Annotated in this window: 18 protein-coding genes; 13 read left to right on the forward strand and 5 right to left on the reverse strand. The window is 49.3% G+C overall.

Translation table 11 applies throughout. From position 1 onward, the window contains the following. The coding region (locus tag HEN21_RS17155) for a Hok/Gef family protein (RefSeq protein ID WP_183082921.1) at positions 1-70 on the reverse strand (70 nt) is incomplete at its 3' end. 400 nt (positions 71-470) lie between these two features. Between HEN21_RS17155 and HEN21_RS17160 the strand changes: the two genes are divergently transcribed. Next, complete coding sequence (locus HEN21_RS17160; RefSeq protein ID WP_176252646.1) at positions 471-2,111, forward strand: methyl-accepting chemotaxis protein; 1,641 nt, start codon at positions 471-473, stop codon at positions 2,109-2,111. A 37-nt stretch (positions 2,112-2,148) separates the two neighbouring features. Here the strand turns inward: HEN21_RS17160 and HEN21_RS17165 are convergent, their stop codons facing one another. Next, positions 2,149-3,072, reverse strand: a complete 924-nt coding sequence (locus tag HEN21_RS17165; protein ID WP_000414571.1) for a LysR substrate-binding domain-containing protein — start codon at positions 3,070-3,072, stop codon at positions 2,149-2,151. Between the two features lie 216 nt (positions 3,073-3,288). On the opposite strand from HEN21_RS17165, the gene hglS reads away from it, so the two are divergent. From hglS to rimL, 4 genes are all read left to right on the forward strand, one after another. After that, complete coding sequence (hglS, locus tag HEN21_RS17170; protein ID WP_176252645.1) at positions 3,289-4,632, forward strand: 2-oxoadipate dioxygenase/decarboxylase HglS; 1,344 nt, start codon at positions 3,289-3,291, stop codon at positions 4,630-4,632. Between the two features lie 224 nt (positions 4,633-4,856). Next, entirely contained in the window at positions 4,857-6,512 is a 1,656-nt protein-coding gene (gene opgD / locus HEN21_RS17175) for a glucan biosynthesis protein OpgD (protein WP_071990632.1), read from the forward strand. A gap of 141 nt (positions 6,513-6,653) precedes the next feature. Continuing rightward, positions 6,654-6,878: a YdcH family protein gene (locus HEN21_RS17180; protein WP_010351400.1), complete on the forward strand. Its 225-nt coding sequence runs from the start codon at positions 6,654-6,656 to the stop codon at positions 6,876-6,878. Positions 6,879-6,940: 62 nt separating this feature from the next. Continuing rightward, entirely contained in the window at positions 6,941-7,477 is a 537-nt protein-coding gene (rimL, locus tag HEN21_RS17185) for a 50S ribosomal protein L7/L12-serine acetyltransferase (RefSeq protein ID WP_176252644.1), read from the forward strand. Here the strand turns inward: rimL and ydcK are convergent. Next, positions 7,472-8,452: a YdcK family protein gene (gene ydcK, locus HEN21_RS17190; RefSeq protein ID WP_176252643.1), complete on the reverse strand. Its 981-nt coding sequence runs from the start codon at positions 8,450-8,452 to the stop codon at positions 7,472-7,474. The genes rimL and ydcK overlap by 6 nt on opposite strands. 123 nt (positions 8,453-8,575) lie before the next feature. Between ydcK and tehA the strand changes: the two genes are divergently transcribed. The 3 genes from tehA (at position 8,576) to HEN21_RS17205 (ending at position 11,110) form a co-directional block, all read left to right on the forward strand. Beyond that, positions 8,576-9,568: a dicarboxylate transporter/tellurite-resistance protein TehA gene (gene tehA, locus HEN21_RS17195; RefSeq protein ID WP_001190279.1), complete on the forward strand. Its 993-nt coding sequence runs from the start codon at positions 8,576-8,578 to the stop codon at positions 9,566-9,568. Next, positions 9,565-10,158, forward strand: a complete 594-nt coding sequence (gene tehB / locus HEN21_RS17200) for a tellurite resistance methyltransferase TehB (protein WP_000586747.1) — start codon at positions 9,565-9,567, stop codon at positions 10,156-10,158. Before tehA ends, tehB begins: the two co-directional genes overlap by 4 nt. 283 nt (positions 10,159-10,441) lie before the next feature. After that, on the forward strand, positions 10,442-11,110 hold the full coding sequence (locus HEN21_RS17205) for a DUF3313 domain-containing protein (protein ID WP_176252642.1): 669 nt from the start codon (positions 10,442-10,444) through the stop codon (positions 11,108-11,110). A gap of 34 nt (positions 11,111-11,144) precedes the next feature. On the opposite strand, the gene ydcO is transcribed toward HEN21_RS17205, so the two are convergent. Continuing rightward, entirely contained in the window at positions 11,145-12,317 is a 1,173-nt protein-coding gene (ydcO, locus tag HEN21_RS17210; RefSeq protein WP_176252641.1) for a BenE family transporter YdcO, read from the reverse strand. A gap of 92 nt (positions 12,318-12,409) precedes the next feature. Here ydcO and HEN21_RS17215 point away from each other — a divergent pair, with 92 nt between their 5' ends. Together HEN21_RS17215 and rlhA are read left to right on the forward strand one after the other, a co-directional pair. Then, a complete protein-coding gene (locus HEN21_RS17215; RefSeq protein WP_176252640.1) occupies positions 12,410-12,946 on the forward strand; it encodes a helix-turn-helix domain-containing protein in 537 nt (178 codons plus the stop codon). 72 nt (positions 12,947-13,018) lie between these two features. After that, positions 13,019-14,980: a 23S rRNA 5-hydroxycytidine C2501 synthase gene (rlhA, locus tag HEN21_RS17220; protein WP_176252653.1), complete on the forward strand. Its 1,962-nt coding sequence runs from the start codon at positions 13,019-13,021 to the stop codon at positions 14,978-14,980. A gap of 92 nt (positions 14,981-15,072) precedes the next feature. Here the strand turns inward: rlhA and HEN21_RS17225 are convergent, their stop codons facing one another. Then, positions 15,073-15,303: a YncJ family protein gene (locus tag HEN21_RS17225; RefSeq protein WP_016158301.1), complete on the reverse strand. Its 231-nt coding sequence runs from the start codon at positions 15,301-15,303 to the stop codon at positions 15,073-15,075. Positions 15,304-15,524: 221 nt separating this feature from the next. On the opposite strand from HEN21_RS17225, the gene hicA reads away from it, so the two are divergent. The 3 genes from hicA (at position 15,525) to HEN21_RS17240 (ending at position 17,650) form a co-directional block, all read left to right on the forward strand. Further along, positions 15,525-15,701, forward strand: coding sequence for a type II toxin-antitoxin system mRNA interferase toxin HicA (gene hicA, locus HEN21_RS17230; protein ID WP_176252639.1), 177 nt, complete (start codon positions 15,525-15,527; stop codon positions 15,699-15,701). 44 nt (positions 15,702-15,745) lie between these two features. Beyond that, complete coding sequence (gene hicB, locus HEN21_RS17235) at positions 15,746-16,162, forward strand: type II toxin-antitoxin system antitoxin HicB (RefSeq protein WP_077630331.1); 417 nt, start codon at positions 15,746-15,748, stop codon at positions 16,160-16,162. 78 nt (positions 16,163-16,240) lie between these two features. Next, positions 16,241-17,650: an aminotransferase-like domain-containing protein gene (locus tag HEN21_RS17240; RefSeq protein WP_000760664.1), complete on the forward strand. Its 1,410-nt coding sequence runs from the start codon at positions 16,241-16,243 to the stop codon at positions 17,648-17,650. Positions 17,651-17,725 lie beyond the last annotated feature (75 nt).

Here is a 17,725-nt window from a genome sequence, read left to right on the forward strand (position 1 = left end):
TCAGAAGTGTGAATGCCAGTATTGTGAAACAAATAATGAGCAGACACACCACCAGAGGGTTGCGCTTCATAGCCTTTCTCCTTGCCGGATGGCGGGTAAGAGGCTAACATCTGAATTGTTGGGTTCATTCGTCGGCCTCGGTTGATAGAAATATCGGTCGGGGCCTTCGTCTTTCTGATTCCCGGTTAGCCTGAAAACAGAAAGTCTCAGGCACCCGCGATCATCCTATGCAGTTTCTCTTAGCAGGAAAATAATCACTTTACGAAAGTGCGTAACGCTTTCCAGAATTTCACGCAATACACCTCACAAAGCATCCTTATTCGCCAGCCTATTCATTGCGGCGCCCGATGATCTGTTAACGCATAAAATGTTGTAAAAATGTGAAGTGAAAACGTTTTTGGCAGTAAGCAATTACCACCGATTGCCGATGATTCTCTCTCGGGAGTAAATCTGGAAGAGAGACAACGGCCATGCATACAACACCCTCACACCGCTTAGGTTTTTTATATCACATCAGGCTGGTTCCGCTATTTGCCTGTATTCTGGGCGGCATATTACTTCTATTTGCCCTGAGTTCAGCTCTGGCTGGGTTTTTTCTCTGGCAGGCTGACCGCGATCAGCGTGACGCTACTGCGGAGATCCAGACTCGCACCGGTTTGGCAAATAGCTCTGATTATCTGCGTTCAGCCCGCATCAATATGATTCAGGCCGGGGCGGCGAGCCGTATCGCAGAAATGGAAGAGATGAAGCGAAATATTGCACAAGCGGAATTGCAGATTAAACAATCGCAGCAAGGTTATCGTACTTACCAGAATCGCCAGGTGAAAACGGCTGCAGATGAAGCTCTGGATGCTGAATTAAATCAACGTTTTCAGGCTTATATAACTGGCCTCCTGCCTATGCTGAAATATGCCAAAAACGGCATGTTTGAAGCGATTATTAATCATGAAAGTGAGCAGATCCGAACGCTGGATAATAGTTATACCCATATATTAAACAAAGCCGTTGAAATACGTAGCGCCAGAGCGAACCACCTGGCGGAGCAGGCGCATCAGCGCACTCGACTGGGTGTGATGTTTATGATTGGTGCGTTTATCCTTGCCCTGGTCATGACGCTGATGACCTTCATCGTTTTGCGTCGGATTGTGATTCGACCTCTACAACATGCCGCGCAACGTATTGAACAAATCGCCAGTGGCGATCTGACAATGAACGACGAACCGACGGGGCGCAGCGAAATAGGACGATTAAGTCGTCATCTACAGAAAATGCAGCATTCTCTGGTGATGACCGTCGGGACGGTACGCCAGGGGGCGGAGGAGATTTATCGCGGCACCAGCGAAATTTCCGCTGGCAATGCTGACCTTTCTTCGCGCACGGAAGAACAAGCGGCGGCGATTGAACAAACCGCTGCCAGCATGGAGCAACTCACCGCGACGGTGAAACAGAATGCGGACAATGCACACCACGCGAGCCGTCTGGCACAAGAGGCTTCCGTTAAAGCCAGCGATGGCGGGAAGACAGTCTCCGGCGTGGTGAAAACGATGGGCGATATCTCCAGTAGCTCGAAAAAAATTTCCGAAATTACCGCCGTGATCAACAGTATTGCTTTCCAGACAAATATTCTGGCGCTCAATGCCGCCGTTGAAGCTGCGCGAGCTGGTGAGCAAGGTCGCGGATTTGCGGTTGTCGCCAGCGAAGTGCGTACACTTGCCAGTCGCAGCGCCCAGGCGGCGAAAGAAATTGAAAGCTTGATTAGCGAATCAGTCAGATTAATTGGGCAAGGGTCAGATGAGGTTACAACCGCCGGGAAAACGATGAGTGCCATTGTGGATGCCGTGGCGAGCGTCACACATATCATGCAGGAAATTGCCGCTGCCTCGGATGAGCAAAGCAGGGGGATAACGCAGGTCAGCCAGGCGATTTCTGAAATGGATAAAGTAACGCAACAGAATGCCTCTCTGGTGGAAGAGGCCTCTGCAGCGGCAGTGTCTCTTGAAGAGCAGGCGGCACGATTAACTGAGGCTGTGGATGTATTCCGCCTGAAGAAACAATCGTTACCTGCGAATCAACGAGGGGCAGGGCGCTCGGTTAGTTTGGCAACGGCGTGATAATGTCAAAGAAGGGATCGCAAGATCCCTTCACCTTTCAGAACGGCATTGATTTCCGAATTGCGTTAATCATTAGCTGACAGCCGGAAGAGAGCGTTGCATCTACGCGGGTCAGTATTCCAATAGGTTCGCCTGCGCCATGTCCCGGAACAGGTAGCGCCACCAGCGTGGCATGACGCAGGTCGTCTTTTACAGCGCCAGAAGGGACAAACCACACATAGTCATATTCAACCGTAAGCTGACGCGAAAGCGATGCTGAAAGCGTTTCAATACAACCCGAAGGAATTTTGCAGCCCTGGCTTTGTACTAACGCATCTGAATGTTGGCGGGGCGCAGTGCCTTCTGGCGATACGACAACCGGCCATTCCAGCACCCGACTTAACGTCACGTTTTCCTGAAGAAGCGGGTGGTTAGGCCGGACAACCAGTTTCAGTGATTCGAGAAACAGCAATTCGTAATTAAGCCCGGTCATCAGTTCAGGATCTGACATCCGACCAACACCGATATCAATTTCCCCCGTTTTTAAGCCTGCCAGAATCATGGTGTTACTCATAGTGGCAACTTGCAGAGTGGTCTCTTTTTGTTGCTGATGAAACTGACCAATAACGGAAGGCAAGATCCCCAGTGCAGCAGTGGGTAATGCACCAACCCTTACAACATCATTGTTAAGCCCTTCTTTACGATTAAGCGCCTGACCTGCGGTGTTGATGGCGTCAAGCACTCTGACTGCATGGGTTAAAAATTGCTCGCCAGGTAAGGTAAGCTGTGCGCCCTGACGTCCACGGTCAAATAAGCGGGTGCCTGTCAATTGTTCAAGTTCATTCAATGTTTTAGAGAGCGCAGGTTGACTCAAATTAAGGGTTTCAGCCGCGCGCCCCAAAGTTCCTTGTTGTGCGACAGCTACGAAAGTATGAAGGTGGCGCAAACGGATGCGCTGACTAAACAGACTATTTTTTTCCATAAGCGATGTTAAAAACGAAGCGGTGCCGCTGACAAGTGAAGTTGTTTGATTATGATAACTTGATTGCAAAATATTATTAACATATAAAGCAATTTTGTTACGTTTACAGGCGTGGTTTTACTGATTTCGTGGGGAGATCACAGTTTGTAAATTCTTCCCACCAGAGTAAATGTGGTTACCTACACTCCAGATTACTGACCACTGGAGGCAGAGATTATGGCGAACAGCATCACGGCGGATGAGATTCGGGAACAGTTTTCGCAGGCTATGTCAGCCATGTATCAGCAAGAAGTTCCACAGTACGGTACGCTGCTGGAACTGGTGGCTGACGTCAATCTGTCTGTGCTGGAAAACAATCCCCAATTGCATGAAAAAATGGTAAATGCGGACGAACTGGCGCGACTTAACGTTGAACGTCATGGGGCGATTCGCGTCGGCACCGCGCAAGAGCTTGCCACGCTACGGCGGATATTTGCCATTATGGGGATGTATCCGGTCTGTTATTACGATCTCTCGCAGGCTGGCGTGCCGGTACATTCCACGGCATTTCGTCCTATCGATGATGCCTCGCTGGCGCGTAATCCTTTTCGGGTTTTTACCTCATTACTTCGCCTTGAACTCATCGAAAACGAAACCTTGCGCCAGAAGGCGGCGGAGATTTTACATCAGCGCGATATCTTTACCCCGCGTTGTCGGCAACTGTTAGATGTATATGATCGGGAGGGCGGCTTTAGCAAAGCTCAGGCGCGGGAGTTTGTGCAGGAAGTCCTGGAAACGTTTCGCTGGCATCAGTCAGCAACAGTAGATGAAGAAACCTATCGCGCGTTGCACAACGAACATCGACTGATTGCTGATGTGGTCTGTTTTCCTGGCTGTCATATTAACCACCTGACGCCACGCACGCTCGACATTGACCGGGTGCAGTCGATGATGCCCGAATGCGGTATTGAACCCAAAATTCTGATCGAAGGGCCGCCGCGCCGCGAGGTGCCGATTTTACTGCGCCAGACCAGTTTTAAGGCGCTGGAAGAGACCGTGTTGTTTGCTGGGCAAAAGCAGGGAACGCATACCGCACGCTTTGGTGAGATAGAGCAACGTGGTGTGGCGTTAACGCCGAAAGGACGGCAACTGTATGATGATCTTCTGCGTAACGCCGGAATCGGACAGGATAATCTCACTCACCAACTGCATTTACAGGAAACTTTCAGCGCCTTCCCGGACAGTGAATTTCTGATGCGCCAGCAGGGATTGGCATGGTTTCGTTATCGCCTGACGCCATCGGGTGAGGCGCATCGTCAGGCAATCCATCCCGGTGACGATCCACAACCTTTGATCGAACGTGGTTGGGTAGTGGCGCAACCTATTACTTATGAGGATTTTCTGCCGGTTAGTGCTGCGGGGATCTTCCAGTCTAATCTGGGTAATGAAACGCAAATGCGCAGTCACGGTAATGCCAGCCGGGAGGCTTTTGAGCAGGCACTGGGGTGTCCGGTATTTGATGAATTTCAGTTGTACCAGGAAGCGGAAGAACGCAGTAAACGCCGCTGTGGTTTGCTTTAAATTCTGACCATCCGACTTTGCAAAAATTTGCCTGATTTTACAAACGAATCAGGCTCATCCCATCGACAGAAAAAAATTGCCGATTTATGCATATTCTCTGAGTTCAACAATTGGATTATTAATAAATATTGTCTAGAGTGAGCGGTCATTAATAAGCATTTTCTTGCCGCTGAATACGACCAGCGCGGGACCATTCACTACACCAGAAGGACTCACTTTCAGGTATGGATCGTAGACGATTTATTAAAGGTTCAATGGCTATGGCCGCCGTGTGCGGGACTAGCGGCATTGCTTCTCTTTTTTCTCAGGCTGCGTTCGCAGCAGAATCTGATATTGCCGACGGGCAAACCCAGCGTTTTGACTTCTCTGTTTTACAGTCGATGGCGCACGACTTAGCGCAAACGGCGTGGCGTGGTGCGCCGCGTCCGTTACCCGATACGTTGGCGACGATGACGCCGCAGGCTTATAACAGCATTCAGTATGACGCCGAAAAATCACTCTGGCATAACGTTGAGAATCGCCAGCTGGACGCTCAGTTCTTCCATATGGGGATGGGGTTTCGCCGCCGCGTTCGCATGTTCTCTGTTGATCCAGCAACACATCTGGCGCGCGAAATACACTTCCGTCCGGAGTTGTTCAAATACAACGATGCGGGTGTTGATACCAAACAATTAGAAGGGCAAAGCGATCTCGGTTTTGCGGGGTTCCGTGTGTTTAAAGCCCCGGAACTGGCGCGCCGTGACGTGGTTTCTTTCCTCGGTGCCAGCTATTTCCGTGCCGTTGATGACACTTATCAATACGGTTTATCGGCGCGTGGTCTGGCGATCGACACTTACACCGACAGCAAAGAAGAGTTTCCCGACTTTACCGCCTTCTGGTTCGATACGGTAAAACCTGGCGCGACCACTTTTACCGTTTATGCGTTGCTCGATAGTGCCAGCATTACTGGTGCTTACAAGTTCACCATCCACTGTGAGAAGAATCAGGTGATTATGGATGTCGAGAATCACCTGTATGCGCGTAAAGACATTAAACAGCTGGGCATCGCGCCGATGACCAGTATGTTCAGTTGCGGGACTAACGAACGTCGTATGTGCGACACCATTCATCCGCAAATCCATGATTCCGACCGTCTTTCCATGTGGCGGGGCAATGGCGAGTGGATCTGCCGTCCGCTGAATAATCCGCAGAAATTGCAGTTCAATGCCTATACCGATAACAATCCAAAAGGGTTTGGCTTGTTGCAGCTGGATCGTGATTTCTCCCATTATCAGGACATTATGGGCTGGTATAACAAACGCCCAAGTCTGTGGGTGGAACCGCGTAACAAGTGGGGTAAGGGCACTATCGGTTTGATGGAGATCCCGACGACCGGCGAAACGCTGGATAATATTGTTTGTTTCTGGCAACCAGAAAAAGCAGTCAAAGCGGGCGACGAACTGGCGTTTCAGTATCGTCTTTACTGGAGTGCGCAACCTCCCGTTCATTGTCCATTAGCACGAGTCCTGGCGACGCGTACTGGCATGGGGGGATTCCCTGAAGGCTGGGCGCCAGGTGAACATTATCCGGAAAAATGGGCTCGTCGTTTTGCCGTCGATTTTGTCGGTGGTGATCTGAAAGCTGCTGCGCCGAAAGGGATTGAGCCTGTTATCACACTTTCCAGTGGTGAAGCGAAACAAATAGAAATTCTCTACATTGAGCCGATTGATGGTTACCGTATTCAGTTTGACTGGTATCCGACTTCGGATTCAACTGATCCGGTCGATATGCGTATGTATTTGCGCTGCCAGGGCGATGCTATCAGTGAAACATGGTTGTATCAGTATTTTCCTCCAGCACCGGATAAGCGCCAGTATGTTGACGATCGCGTGATGAACTAAGCGTCATTTTTTCGGCACCTTCTTTCGGGAGGGTGCCGTCTGGTTAAACACGATCCCGCTCGCATTTTTCCTCAAGTTAAATGGGTAATCTGATGTTGTATATTTCATATACATGTTGTCAGCCACTAACAGGGAGTGCGTATGTTTCCAGAATATCGAGATTTAATATCCCGTCTGAAAAACGAAAATCCTCGCTTTATGTCCTTGTTCGATAAACACAATAAACTTGATCATGAAATTGCCAGAAAGGAAGGCTCTGACGGTCGAGGATACAATGCGGAAGTCGCCCGCATGAAAAAACAGAAATTACAAATGAAGGATGAGATGCTTAAAATCCTGCAACAGGAGAGCGTCAAAGAGGTGTAAACTTTGCTGAGCCGCCTGCCAGGCGGCTTTTTTAACGACTGCAAAGAGTGACTGGAGATAAGATGACTGAAACGATAAAAGTAAGCGACTCACTTGAATTACATGCCGTTGCAGAAAGTCATATCACACCTCTTTATCAGTTAACCTGTAAAAATAAAAGCTGGTTACAGCAGTCGCTAAACTGGCCGCAGTTTGTTCTCAGCGAAGAGGACACGCGAAAAACGGTGCAGGGGAATGTGATGCTGCATCAACGCGGCTATGCCAAAATGTTTATGATTTTTAAAGAAAATGAACTCGTCGGCGTTATATCGTTTAATCGAATTGAACCGCTGAATAAAACCGCTGAAATCGGCTACTGGCTGGACGAATCCCATCAGGGGCGGGGGATCATTTCTCAGGCGCTACAGGCATTGATTCACCATTACGCCCAGTCTGGTGAACTTAGACGCTTCGTGATCAAATGTCGGGTGGACAATCCGCAAAGCAACCAGGTTGCCTTGCGCAATGGTTTTATCCTCGAAGGTTGCCTGAAACAGGCTGAGTTCCTTAATGATGCTTATGATGATGTGAACTTATACGCGCGCATTATCGAATCATAATAACCCTGCCAGAGGCGTTCGCGTAATACGTTCCTCACCGTTAATGACTTTTGGACCACGGACATGAATCGTGTCGCCATCAAAGGCTTCAACGACGGCGTGGTCGGTTAACTCGACATGGTTTTCAATCATTACCGCACCTGCAATACGGCTCTCACCTTGTATTATAACGTGCTCGTCGAGCAGAACCGGGCCGCCACGCACAACGGCATTTCCGCCAATCAGAACATGATGTTTTAACACGCAATTGCCTTCTACAATGGCATATTCCGCCACCTGAGAGCTGTAATGAATTGTTGGAATCGCATCTTCTTCAGTTCCGGCAATCACACGTGCGTGACCGTAGACTTTCGCACAGTCACACAGCCAGACGTTATTTTCTTCATTACCTTCAATGCGCGCAAAATCAAAAACTTCGGCACGATGCTCAATAAAAGCATGGCGGACGACGGCATCGCCATAAATTTGCGCCTGATGGACAACGCGCGAGGCGCTGACGCTGGCTCGGTCATAAATTTGCAGCAGAAGATGGTGGTCGGGCGTTAACCCTTGTGCGGCGACGATCATTGAATGTTGATCGATACAGGCCTGACCAAAAATTTTACACTGACCGCAAACTAATGAATCACGAATGGTGACACTGTCACTTATATGGACGCCCTGGCTGATTTCACTATTATCGATCCAGGTGTTATCCGTCGTGAAAACCTCTCCCCATAGCACGCTGGTCCCGGTGATGCGCGTATTACCGGAAACAACCGTTCCGTCGAACGCGAGGGCATTCTGGTCGTAAATCCAGCAATTTCCTTCCTGCGCCAGCACAGTTTCGCTATCGATCCAACCACCAGCCGTTCCTGCTATCACATCGTTAAAATTGGCTATGGCAATAATCTGCCGTAATAGCACACTTTTTTTGAGGCCATCTTCTTGATAACTAAAGGCTCGTTGCTCTTCACTTAGACGATATTTGTGCATAGCGTTTTCCCGCAGGTGACTTACTATAACCGTAGCAAATTCTGCGACTCTGGCTATGCTTGAGAAATTTCCATAAAATGCATTTCAAATATACTTTATAAATTAAACAAAATGAGTAAGAAGATGCAGAGCGATAAAGTGCTCAATTTGCCGGCAGGTTATTTTGGCATTGTGTTGGGGACGATAGGGATGGGATTTGCCTGGCGCTATGCCAGCCAGGTTTGGCAGGTCAGTCACTGGTTGGGGGATGGGCTGGTGATTCTGGCGATGATCATTTGGGGATTGTTGACCACCGCATTCATTACCCGACTGATACGCTTTCCGCACAGCGTGCTGGCGGAAGTGCGCCATCCGGTGATGAGCAGTTTTGTTAGTTTGTTTCCGGCGACGACGATGCTGGTGGCAATTGGTTTTGTGCCGTGGTATCGCCCGCTGGCGGTGTGTCTGTTCAGCGTTGGGGTAGTGATTCAACTGGTTTACGCCGCCTGGCAAACTGCCGGATTATGGCGCGGTTCTCACCCTGAAGAAGCGACGACACCGGGGCTTTATTTGCCGACGGTTGCCAATAACTTTATCAGCGCGATGGCCTGCGGTGCGCTGGGTTATACCGATGCCGGACTGGTATTTTTAGGGGCTGGCGTCTTCTCCTGGTTAAGCCTTGAACCGGTGATCCTTCAACGACTGCGCAGTTCGGGAGAATTACCCACGGCGCTGCGGACATCGCTCGGCATTCAGCTTGCCCCTGCGCTGGTGGCTTGTAGCGCCTGGTTGAGCGTCAATGGCGGCGAGGGTGACACGCTGGCGAAAATGCTCTTTGGCTATGGGCTGCTGCAATTGCTGTTTATGCTGCGCCTGATGCCGTGGTATCTCTCACAGCCGTTTAATGCCTCATTCTGGAGTTTTTCGTTCGGTGTTTCTGCGCTGGCAACCACCGGTTTGCATCTGGGAAGCGGCAGCGATAATGGCTTTTTCCATACACTGGCGGTGCCGCTGTTTATCTTTACCAATTTTATTATTGCATTATTGCTCATCCGTACTTTCGCGCTTCTGATGCAGGGAAAATTGTTAATCAGAACTGAGCGCGCCGTTTTAATGAAATCCGAGGACAGAGAATGATCATTCGTGACGAAAACTACTTTACTAACAAATACGAACTCACCCGCACACACTCCGAAGTTCTGGAAGCTGTGAAAATCGTTAAACCGGGGAAAACGCTGGACTTGGGCTGTGGCAATGGACGTAACAGTCTTTACCTTGCAGCCAATGGTTATGATGTGGACGCATGGGATAAAAATGCCATGAGTATTGCCAACGTTGAGCGCATTAAAGCCATTGAAAATCTGGAAAATTTACGTACTCAGGTTGTCGATCTGAATAGCCTCACGTTTGATGGACAGTACGATTTTATTCTTTCTACTGTGGTGCTGATGTTCCTGGAGGCGAAAACCATCCCAGGGCTGATTGGCAATATGCAACGTTGCACTAAACCTGGCGGTTACAATCTGATTGTGGCGGCGATGGATACCGCTGATTTTCCATGTACCGTCGGCTTTCCGTTTGCCTTCAAAGAAGGAGAGCTACATCGTTATTATGAAGGCTGGGATTTCTTGAAATACAATGAAGATGTCGGTGAATTACACCGCACCGATGCCAACGGTAATCGTATTAAACTGCGTTTCGCGACTATGCTGGCACGTAAAAAATGACCTGAGAAGGATCAACGTAAGAAGTTTGCCTGTTGATCTATTCGGTAAGCATATTTTTTAGCAGGATGATGTGAAATAAGTCACAGCGGATGTGCTTTTTTATCGCCTCAAGTCTCTGAAAATAAATCAATGATGATTGACTCAGCTCCTTTTTCAGCATTGACTATATTGTCGAAAAAGGGGCCGATAAATTTATTTCTGCCAACACTTTTTTTGCCACAACACGAAGCGGTGCTTTTTGCTATAACTTAAAAAGTAATATAATCATCTCAGGAAACTATTCATGCGTACCACATCAATTGCGAAAGTTGCAGCTTTATGCGGCTTGTTGGCTCTGTCCGGCTGTGCCTCTAAAATCACCCAGCCGGATAAATACTCTGGCTTTTTAAAGAATTACTCTGATCTTCAAGAAACAACATCGGCAACAGGTAAACCCGTTTTACGCTGGGTTTCCCCTGATTTCGACCAAAGTAAATATGACAGTATTGTCTGGAATCCAATCACTTATTATCCGGTGCCAAAACCTTCTACTCAGGTAGGGCAGAAAGTGCTGGATAGAATTTTGAGTTATACCAATACCGAAATGAAAGAAGCGATTGCGCAGCGTAAACCACTGGTGACTACCGCTGGCCCGCGTAGTCTGATTTTCCGTGGTGCCATTACCGGTGTTGATACAAGCAAAGAAGGGCTGCAATTCTATGAAGTGGTTCCTGTTGCATTAGTGGTAGCGGGAACACAAATGGCAACCGGTCACCGTACCATGGATACCCGCCTGTACTTTGAAGGTGAACTGATTGATGCGGCTACCAATAAACCTGTTATCAAAGTCGTTCGTCAGGGCGAAGGTAAAGATCTGAATAACGAAAGTACGCCAATTGCTTTTGAAAACATTAAGCAAGTTATTGATGACATGGCGACCGATGCCACTATGTTTGACGTTAACAAAAAGTAATGCCAGTCGCGCCATCGTAAGATGGCGCTTCTTATTATCGGTTTCTGTCAGCAATTAAATTCAACACCACGTAACAGACGCCGCCGGCAATTAATCCCCAAAACGCCGAACCAATCCCAACCAATGTCAGCCCGCTCGCTGTTACCAGAAATGCCACCACAGCAGCGTCGCGCTCACGCTCATTATGTAGCGCCTGATACAAACTACCGCCAATGGTGCTTAACAGCGCCAGACCAGCCAGCATCTGGATCCAGCTAACCGGTAGGGCTGCCATCATTCCGGTAATGGCGCTACCAAACAGACCCGCAAGCAAATAAAAGACGCCCGCAACGGCGGCAGCCAACCAACGCTGATCTTTGTCCGGATGCGCTTCCGGGCTTTGGCAAATAGCGGCAGTAATTGCCGCAATACCGACGGAATAAACTCCAAAAGGGGAAAGAACCAGCGCCAGCAACCCAGTGAATACAATCAGTGGCGAAACCGGAGCCGAATACCCGGCCGCTTTCATTGCCGCAATACCCGGTGCGTTTTGCGACGCCATCGTCACCAGAAACAGAGGCAAGGCAACGCTAAGGCTATGAGCAAACGAAAAATCAGGGGCGATATAAGCAGGGAGAACGGGTTTAAAGATAACGTCAGTTGTGACAACGTCACCTTTTGCGATAACTATCACGATCCCAACAATCATCGCGGCGATCACCGCATAGCGTGGCGCAAAGGCTTTCGTCGCCAGCCACACCAGCAACATACTGCCACACAACGTAAACTGACCATCCAGACTGGCAAACGCTTGTAAACCAAAGCGTAATAAAATCCCGGCAAGCATTGCTGCTGCAAGCGAGTGCGGAATAATGCGCATCAGACGAGCAAAGAGTCCCGTTATGCCGCAGAGGACAATTAATGCATTAGTGACTATAAAAACGCCGATGGCTTCGCCGAGCGTTAATCCCTGTAAACCGGTGACTAACAACGCCGCGCCAGGTGTTGACCAGGCGGTGAGAACAGGCACGCGATACCATAATGTCAGAGCCAGCGTACTGACGCCCATTGCCAGTCCCAGCGCCGTCATCCAGCCGGAGATTTGTGTAGTGGTTGCTCCGGCGACGATCGCCGCTTGCCAGATTATTGCTGCTGAACTGGCGTAGCCAATCAATACCGCCAGAAACCCCGCCAGTAGCGTGGGTGGGGGAATAGAAAACAGACGCATAGTCACCTCTGTGCGTTATAACGTACAAATACCGTAACATTTGTCCGTTATAACGCACAAGTGATAAACTTCGGTTTTGCAGGAGGAGTCGCATGGAAAATCTCGCTCATTTTTTATCCACTACGCTTAAAAATCTTCGTCAACAGCGAGGATGGAGCCTTTCGCGGCTGGCAGCGGCGACGGGGGTTTCAAAAGCCATGCTGGGGCAGATCGAGCGCAATGAATCCAGCCCAACGGTGGCGACGTTATGGAAAATTGCCACCGGGATGAACGTGCCATTTTCGACATTTATTTCGCCGCCGCAGTCCTCCACGCCAGCGGTTTACGATCCCCAGCAGCAGGCGATGATTATCACTTCGCTGTTTCCTTATGATCCTCTGCTTGGTTTTGATCACTTTTCTATTTTATTAGCGCCAGGGGCATTGAGCGAATCGACGCCACATGAAACGGGCGTTATTGAACATGTGGTGGTGATTTCAGGGCAGCTTGAGCTGTGCGTTGATGGCCTGTGGCGCAGCGTGAAGAGCGGAGAAGGTGTCCGCTTTGCTGCCGACGTCACGCATACCTATCGTAATGACGGCAAGCAAGCCGTGCATTTTCATTCCCTCATTCATTACCCACGCAGTTAAGCGGGAAAACTATTTCGCAACGTCGCGCTTGTGGCTAAAATAGCCGCCATTTTTCAGCTACTGGATAAGAAAGTGACCGTATCTTCTCATCGCCTTGAACTGTTAAGCCCGGCACGCGATGCCGCCATTGCCCGCGAAGCTATTTTGCATGGCGCCGATGCCGTATATATTGGCGGCCCTGGTTTTGGCGCGAGGCATAATGCCAGTAACAGCCTGAAAGATATTGCCGAACTGGTGCCATTTGCCCATCGGTACGGCGCAAAAATTTTCGTTACGCTCAATACCATTTTGCATGACGATGAACTGGAACCGGCGCAGCGACTGATTACCGATCTCTACCAGACCGGTATCGATGCACTGATCGTTCAGGATATGGGGATTCTGGAGCTGGATATTCCGCCGATTGAACTACACGCCAGTACGCAGTGTGATATTCGCACTGTAGAGAAAGCGAAGTTTCTTTCGGACGTCGGTTTTACGCAGATTGTGCTGGCGCGTGAGCTTAATCTGGAGCAGATCCGCGCGATTCATCAGGCCACGGACGCGACCATTGAGTTCTTTATTCATGGTGCGCTTTGCGTGGCATATTCCGGTCAGTGCTACATTTCTCATGCGCAAACAGGGCGTAGCGCCAACCGTGGCGATTGCTCGCAGGCGTGCCGTTTGCCATACACATTGAAAGACGATCAGGGGCGGGTGGTTTCCTATGAAAAACATCTGCTGTCGATGAAAGATAACGATCAGACTGCCAACCTCGGCGCGCTGATTGATGCTGGCGTACGCTCCTTCAAGATTGAAGGGCGTTACAAAGATATGAGCTACGTGAAGAATATCACCGCCCATTATCGCCAGATGCTGGATGCCATTATTGAAGAACGTGGCGATTTGGCGCGAGCTTCATCCGGTCGTACTGAACATTTCTTTGTTCCGTCGACGGAAAAAACCTTCCATCGTGGCAGTACAGACTACTTTGTTAACGCGCGTAAAGGCGATATTGGCGCGTTCGATTCGCCGAAATTTATCGGCCTGCCGGTGGGTGAAGTCGTGAAAGTGGCGAAAGATCATCTTGATGTTGAGGTGACCGAACCACTGGCTAACGGTGATGGCCTGAACGTGATGATTAAACGTGAAGTCGTCGGTTTTCGCGCTAATACGGTAGAAAAAACCGGGGAAAATCAGTACCGCGTCTGGCCAAATGAGATGCCAGCGGAGCTGCACAAAATTCGCCCACACCATCCGCTTAATCGCAACCTGGACCATAACTGGCAGCAGGCGCTGACCAAAACCTCCAGCGAACGTCGGGTGGCGGTAGACATTGAACTGGGCGGCTGGCAGGAACAATTGATTCTGACTCTGACCAGCGAAGAGGGCGTCAGTATCACGCATACCCTGGACGGGCAGTTCGACGAGGCGAATAATGCCGAAAAAGCACTCAACAATCTGACCGAAGGATTGTCGAAGCTGGGGCAGACTATCTATTACGCTCGTAATGTACAAATTAACTTGCCGGGTGCGCTGTTTGTGCCAAACAGTCTGTTAAATCAGTTCCGCCGTGAGGCTGCTGAAATGCTGGATGCTGCGCGTCTTGCCAGTTATCAGCGCGGTAGTCGTAAACCGGTTGCTGACCCTGCGCCAGTTTATCCGCAAACGCATTTGAGTTTCCTCGCGAACGTTTACAACCAGAAAGCGCGTGAATTTTATCATCGCTATGGTGTGCAACTGATTGATGCTGCCTATGAAGCGCATGAAGAGAAGGGCGAAGTGCCGGTAATGATCACCAAGCACTGTCTGCGCTTTGCCTTCAATCTGTGTCCGAAGCAGGCGAAAGGCAATATCAAAAGCTGGAAAGCAACGCCAATGCAGCTGGTTAATGGTGATGAAGTGTTAACGCTGAAGTTTGATTGCCGCCCGTGTGAGATGCACGTCATCGGCAAAATCAAAAATCACATTCTGAAAATGCCGTTACCGGGGAGTGTTGTCGCCTCCGTAAGCCCGGATGAACTGATGAAAACATTGCCGAAGCGAAAAGGGTAACAACGCAAGTTTTCAGACCTGTTCACAACTTATTGAATTTGCAGATATTACAGGCCGGGTAAGGCGTCATGCCGCATCCGGCATCAAACGACTCAACGTTGTCCTGCTTCTGGTTTGCGCGATTTTTGCCAGTAAAAATGCTCGCGCAAACCTTCTGCCGATTCTTCCGCAATGGCGCGCAATTCATCACTGTCCGCTTCATGACGCAGTTGATGATCCACATTTTTTACCCACAAAAATTCATGTCCTTTGTGTCCTGCCATCAACTGCCCAGAGAACAGCGCACACGTTAATAAGACAACCGATAACGCCTTCGTAAACATCCCGACACCTTTTTCTTACCTTTTGCCGCTATGATGCCGATCGTTTCTTGAGGTTATTATTCAGTTTTGCAAATTAGCGCAAAGAAATTCTGGAATCTTCCTTCCTGATTTTGCATTGCATTCTTCCGTCGCGGCGATTAAGTGCTATTTTCGAGCAAATTACACACGGATGTAAACACTAATGTTTACTTTGTTGATATACTCAGCGGCAGGGAGGCGATGTGAAACAAAGCGAGTTCAGACGTTGGCTCGAATCTCAGGGCGTCGATGTAGCGAATGGCAGCAACCATTTAAAACTCAGGTTTCGCGGGAGGCGCAGTGTCATGCCGCGTCACCCAAGCGATGAGATCAAAGAACCATTGCGTAAAGCCATTCTGAAACAACTCGGTTTGAGTTAATCGCCAGTTAAAAGGTTAATGACATGCGAGAGACAGTCGAAATTATGCGTTATCCCGTCACTCTTACACCCGCGCCGGAAGGCGGTTATGTGGTTTCTTTTGTGGATATTCCTGAAGCGTTGACTCAGGGAGAAACAGTCGCTGAAGCGATGGAGGCAGCAAAAGATGCCTTAATCACCGCATTTGATTTTTATTTTGAAGACAACGAGCTTATCCCGTTACCTTCGCCATTAAATAATAACGATCACTTTATTGAAGTACCTTTAAGCGTCGCCTCTAAGGTATTGCTGCTAAATGCTTTTTTGCAGTCAGAAATCACCCAGCAAGAGCTGGCGAAGCGAATTGGTAAACCTAAGCAGGAGATCACCCGCTTGTTTGATTTGCACCATGCGACAAAAATCGACGCCGTCCAGCTTGCGGCTAAAGCTCTGGGCAAAGAGTTATCGCTGGTGATGGTTTAATTACAGTTAACGAAAAGTTGTCATTTTTAACAACTGATATAGACTGCCGGATCATCTGCACATAAAAACGATCCGATAATGAAAAAATACCAGCAACTGGCAGAACAATTACGCGAGCAAATTGTGTCGGGCATCTGGCAACCCGGCGATCGTTTGCCTTCGTTGCGTGAACAGGTGGCGCTTTCTGGCATGAGCTTTATGACCGTCAGCCATGCCTATCAGTTGCTCGAAAGTCAGGGACATATTATCGCGCGACCGCAGTCGGGTTATTACGTTGCGCCACAGGCATTAAAACTGCCGAAAGCGCCAGTCATTCCGGTCACACGTGATGAAACGGTCGATATCAATACCTATATTTTTGACATGTTGCAGGCCAGTCGCGATCCTTCAGTGGTGCCGTTTGCATCCGCTTTTCCCGATCCGCGCTTGTTTCCGCTTCAACAACTTAATCGCTCCCTGGCCCAGGTAAGCAAAACCGCAACGGCGATGAGCGTGATTGAAAACTTACCGCCAGGAAACGCAGAACTGCGGCAGGCTATTGCTCGTCGCTATGCTCTACAGGGCATCACAATTTCGCCCGATGAGATCGTCATCACCGCTGGGGCGCTGGAAGCACTAAATCTCAGTTTACAAGCGGTAACCGAACCGGGTGACTGGGTGATTGTCGAGAATCCTTGTTTTTACGGTGCGTTACAGGCGCTGGAGCGGCTAAGGCTGAAGGCGTTATCGGTGGCGACGGATGTTAACGAAGGGATCGACCTTCAGGCGCTTGAACTGGCGTTACAAGAGTATCCAGTGAAAGCGTGCTGGTTAATGACCAACAGTCAGAACCCGCTCGGTTTTACCTTAACGCCACAGAAAAAAGCACAGCTGGTAGAACTCCTTAGTCAGTACAACGTGATGCTAATTGAAGATGACGTCTACAGCGAACTTTACTTCGGACGGGAAAAACCGCTGCCCGCAAAAGCGTGGGATCGCCACGATGGCGTGCTGCATTGTTCATCATTCTCCAAATGCCTGGTGCCAGGTTTTCGCATCGGTTGGGTCGCCGCAGGAAAACATGCGCGTAAAATCCAACGTTTGCAGTTGATGAGTACACTTTCCACCAGTTCACCGATGCAGCTTGCCCTGGTGGATTACCTTTCTACACGCCGTTACGACGCCCATCTGCGTCGTCTACGTCGTCAGCTCGCGGAACGCAAACAACGCGCCTGGCAGGCGTTGCTGCGTTACCTGCCTGCGGAAGTGAAAATACACCATAACGACAGTGGTTATTTTCTCTGGCTGGAACTTCCCGAACCGTTAGATGCGGGAGAATTAAGTCTGGCGGCACTGGCGCATCACATCAGTATTGCGCCGGGTAAAATGTTTTCTACTGGCGAACGCTGGTCGCGTTTTTTCCGTTTTAATACCGCGTGGCAATGGGGAGAGCGTGAAGAACAGGCAGTAAAAGAATTAGGCAAACTTATTCAAGAACATCTGAAGTAGCTTTCAATTTAATTCCTCTCAGGTTGGGTAATATGAATTTCGAATAGAAGCCATATTTCGTAACCCCTTGTCTAT

The sequence above is a fragment of the Escherichia sp. 93.1518 genome, from assembly GCF_013368915.2.
GTDB lineage: Bacteria > Pseudomonadota > Gammaproteobacteria > Enterobacterales > Enterobacteriaceae > Escherichia > Escherichia ruysiae.

Excerpts from the sequence above, each read along its gene's own strand:
- hicB (WP_077630331.1), top strand. The coding sequence starts at position 15,746 with ATGCGTTATCCCGTCACTCTTACACCCGCGCCGGAAGGCGGTTATGTG.
- ydcK (WP_176252643.1), bottom strand. The coding sequence starts at position 8,452 with ATGCACAAATATCGTCTAAGTGAAGAGCAACGAGCCTTTAGTTATCAA.
- rimL (WP_176252644.1), top strand. The coding sequence starts at position 6,941 with ATGACTGAAACGATAAAAGTAAGCGACTCACTTGAATTACATGCCGTT.
- tehA (WP_001190279.1), top strand. The coding sequence starts at position 8,576 with ATGCAGAGCGATAAAGTGCTCAATTTGCCGGCAGGTTATTTTGGCATT.
- HEN21_RS17215 (WP_176252640.1), top strand. The coding sequence starts at position 12,410 with ATGGAAAATCTCGCTCATTTTTTATCCACTACGCTTAAAAATCTTCGT.
- HEN21_RS17180 (WP_010351400.1), top strand. The coding sequence starts at position 6,654 with ATGTTTCCAGAATATCGAGATTTAATATCCCGTCTGAAAAACGAAAAT.
- HEN21_RS17165 (WP_000414571.1), bottom strand. The coding sequence starts at position 3,072 with ATGGAAAAAAATAGTCTGTTTAGTCAGCGCATCCGTTTGCGCCACCTT.
- ydcO (WP_176252641.1), bottom strand. The coding sequence starts at position 12,317 with ATGCGTCTGTTTTCTATTCCCCCACCCACGCTACTGGCGGGGTTTCTG.
- HEN21_RS17225 (WP_016158301.1), bottom strand. The coding sequence starts at position 15,303 with ATGTTTACGAAGGCGTTATCGGTTGTCTTATTAACGTGTGCGCTGTTC.
- HEN21_RS17160 (WP_176252646.1), top strand. The coding sequence starts at position 471 with ATGCATACAACACCCTCACACCGCTTAGGTTTTTTATATCACATCAGG.
- hglS (WP_176252645.1), top strand. The coding sequence starts at position 3,289 with ATGGCGAACAGCATCACGGCGGATGAGATTCGGGAACAGTTTTCGCAG.
- opgD (WP_071990632.1), top strand. The coding sequence starts at position 4,857 with ATGGATCGTAGACGATTTATTAAAGGTTCAATGGCTATGGCCGCCGTG.
- HEN21_RS17240 (WP_000760664.1), top strand. The coding sequence starts at position 16,241 with ATGAAAAAATACCAGCAACTGGCAGAACAATTACGCGAGCAAATTGTG.
- HEN21_RS17205 (WP_176252642.1), top strand. The coding sequence starts at position 10,442 with ATGCGTACCACATCAATTGCGAAAGTTGCAGCTTTATGCGGCTTGTTG.
- tehB (WP_000586747.1), top strand. The coding sequence starts at position 9,565 with ATGATCATTCGTGACGAAAACTACTTTACTAACAAATACGAACTCACC.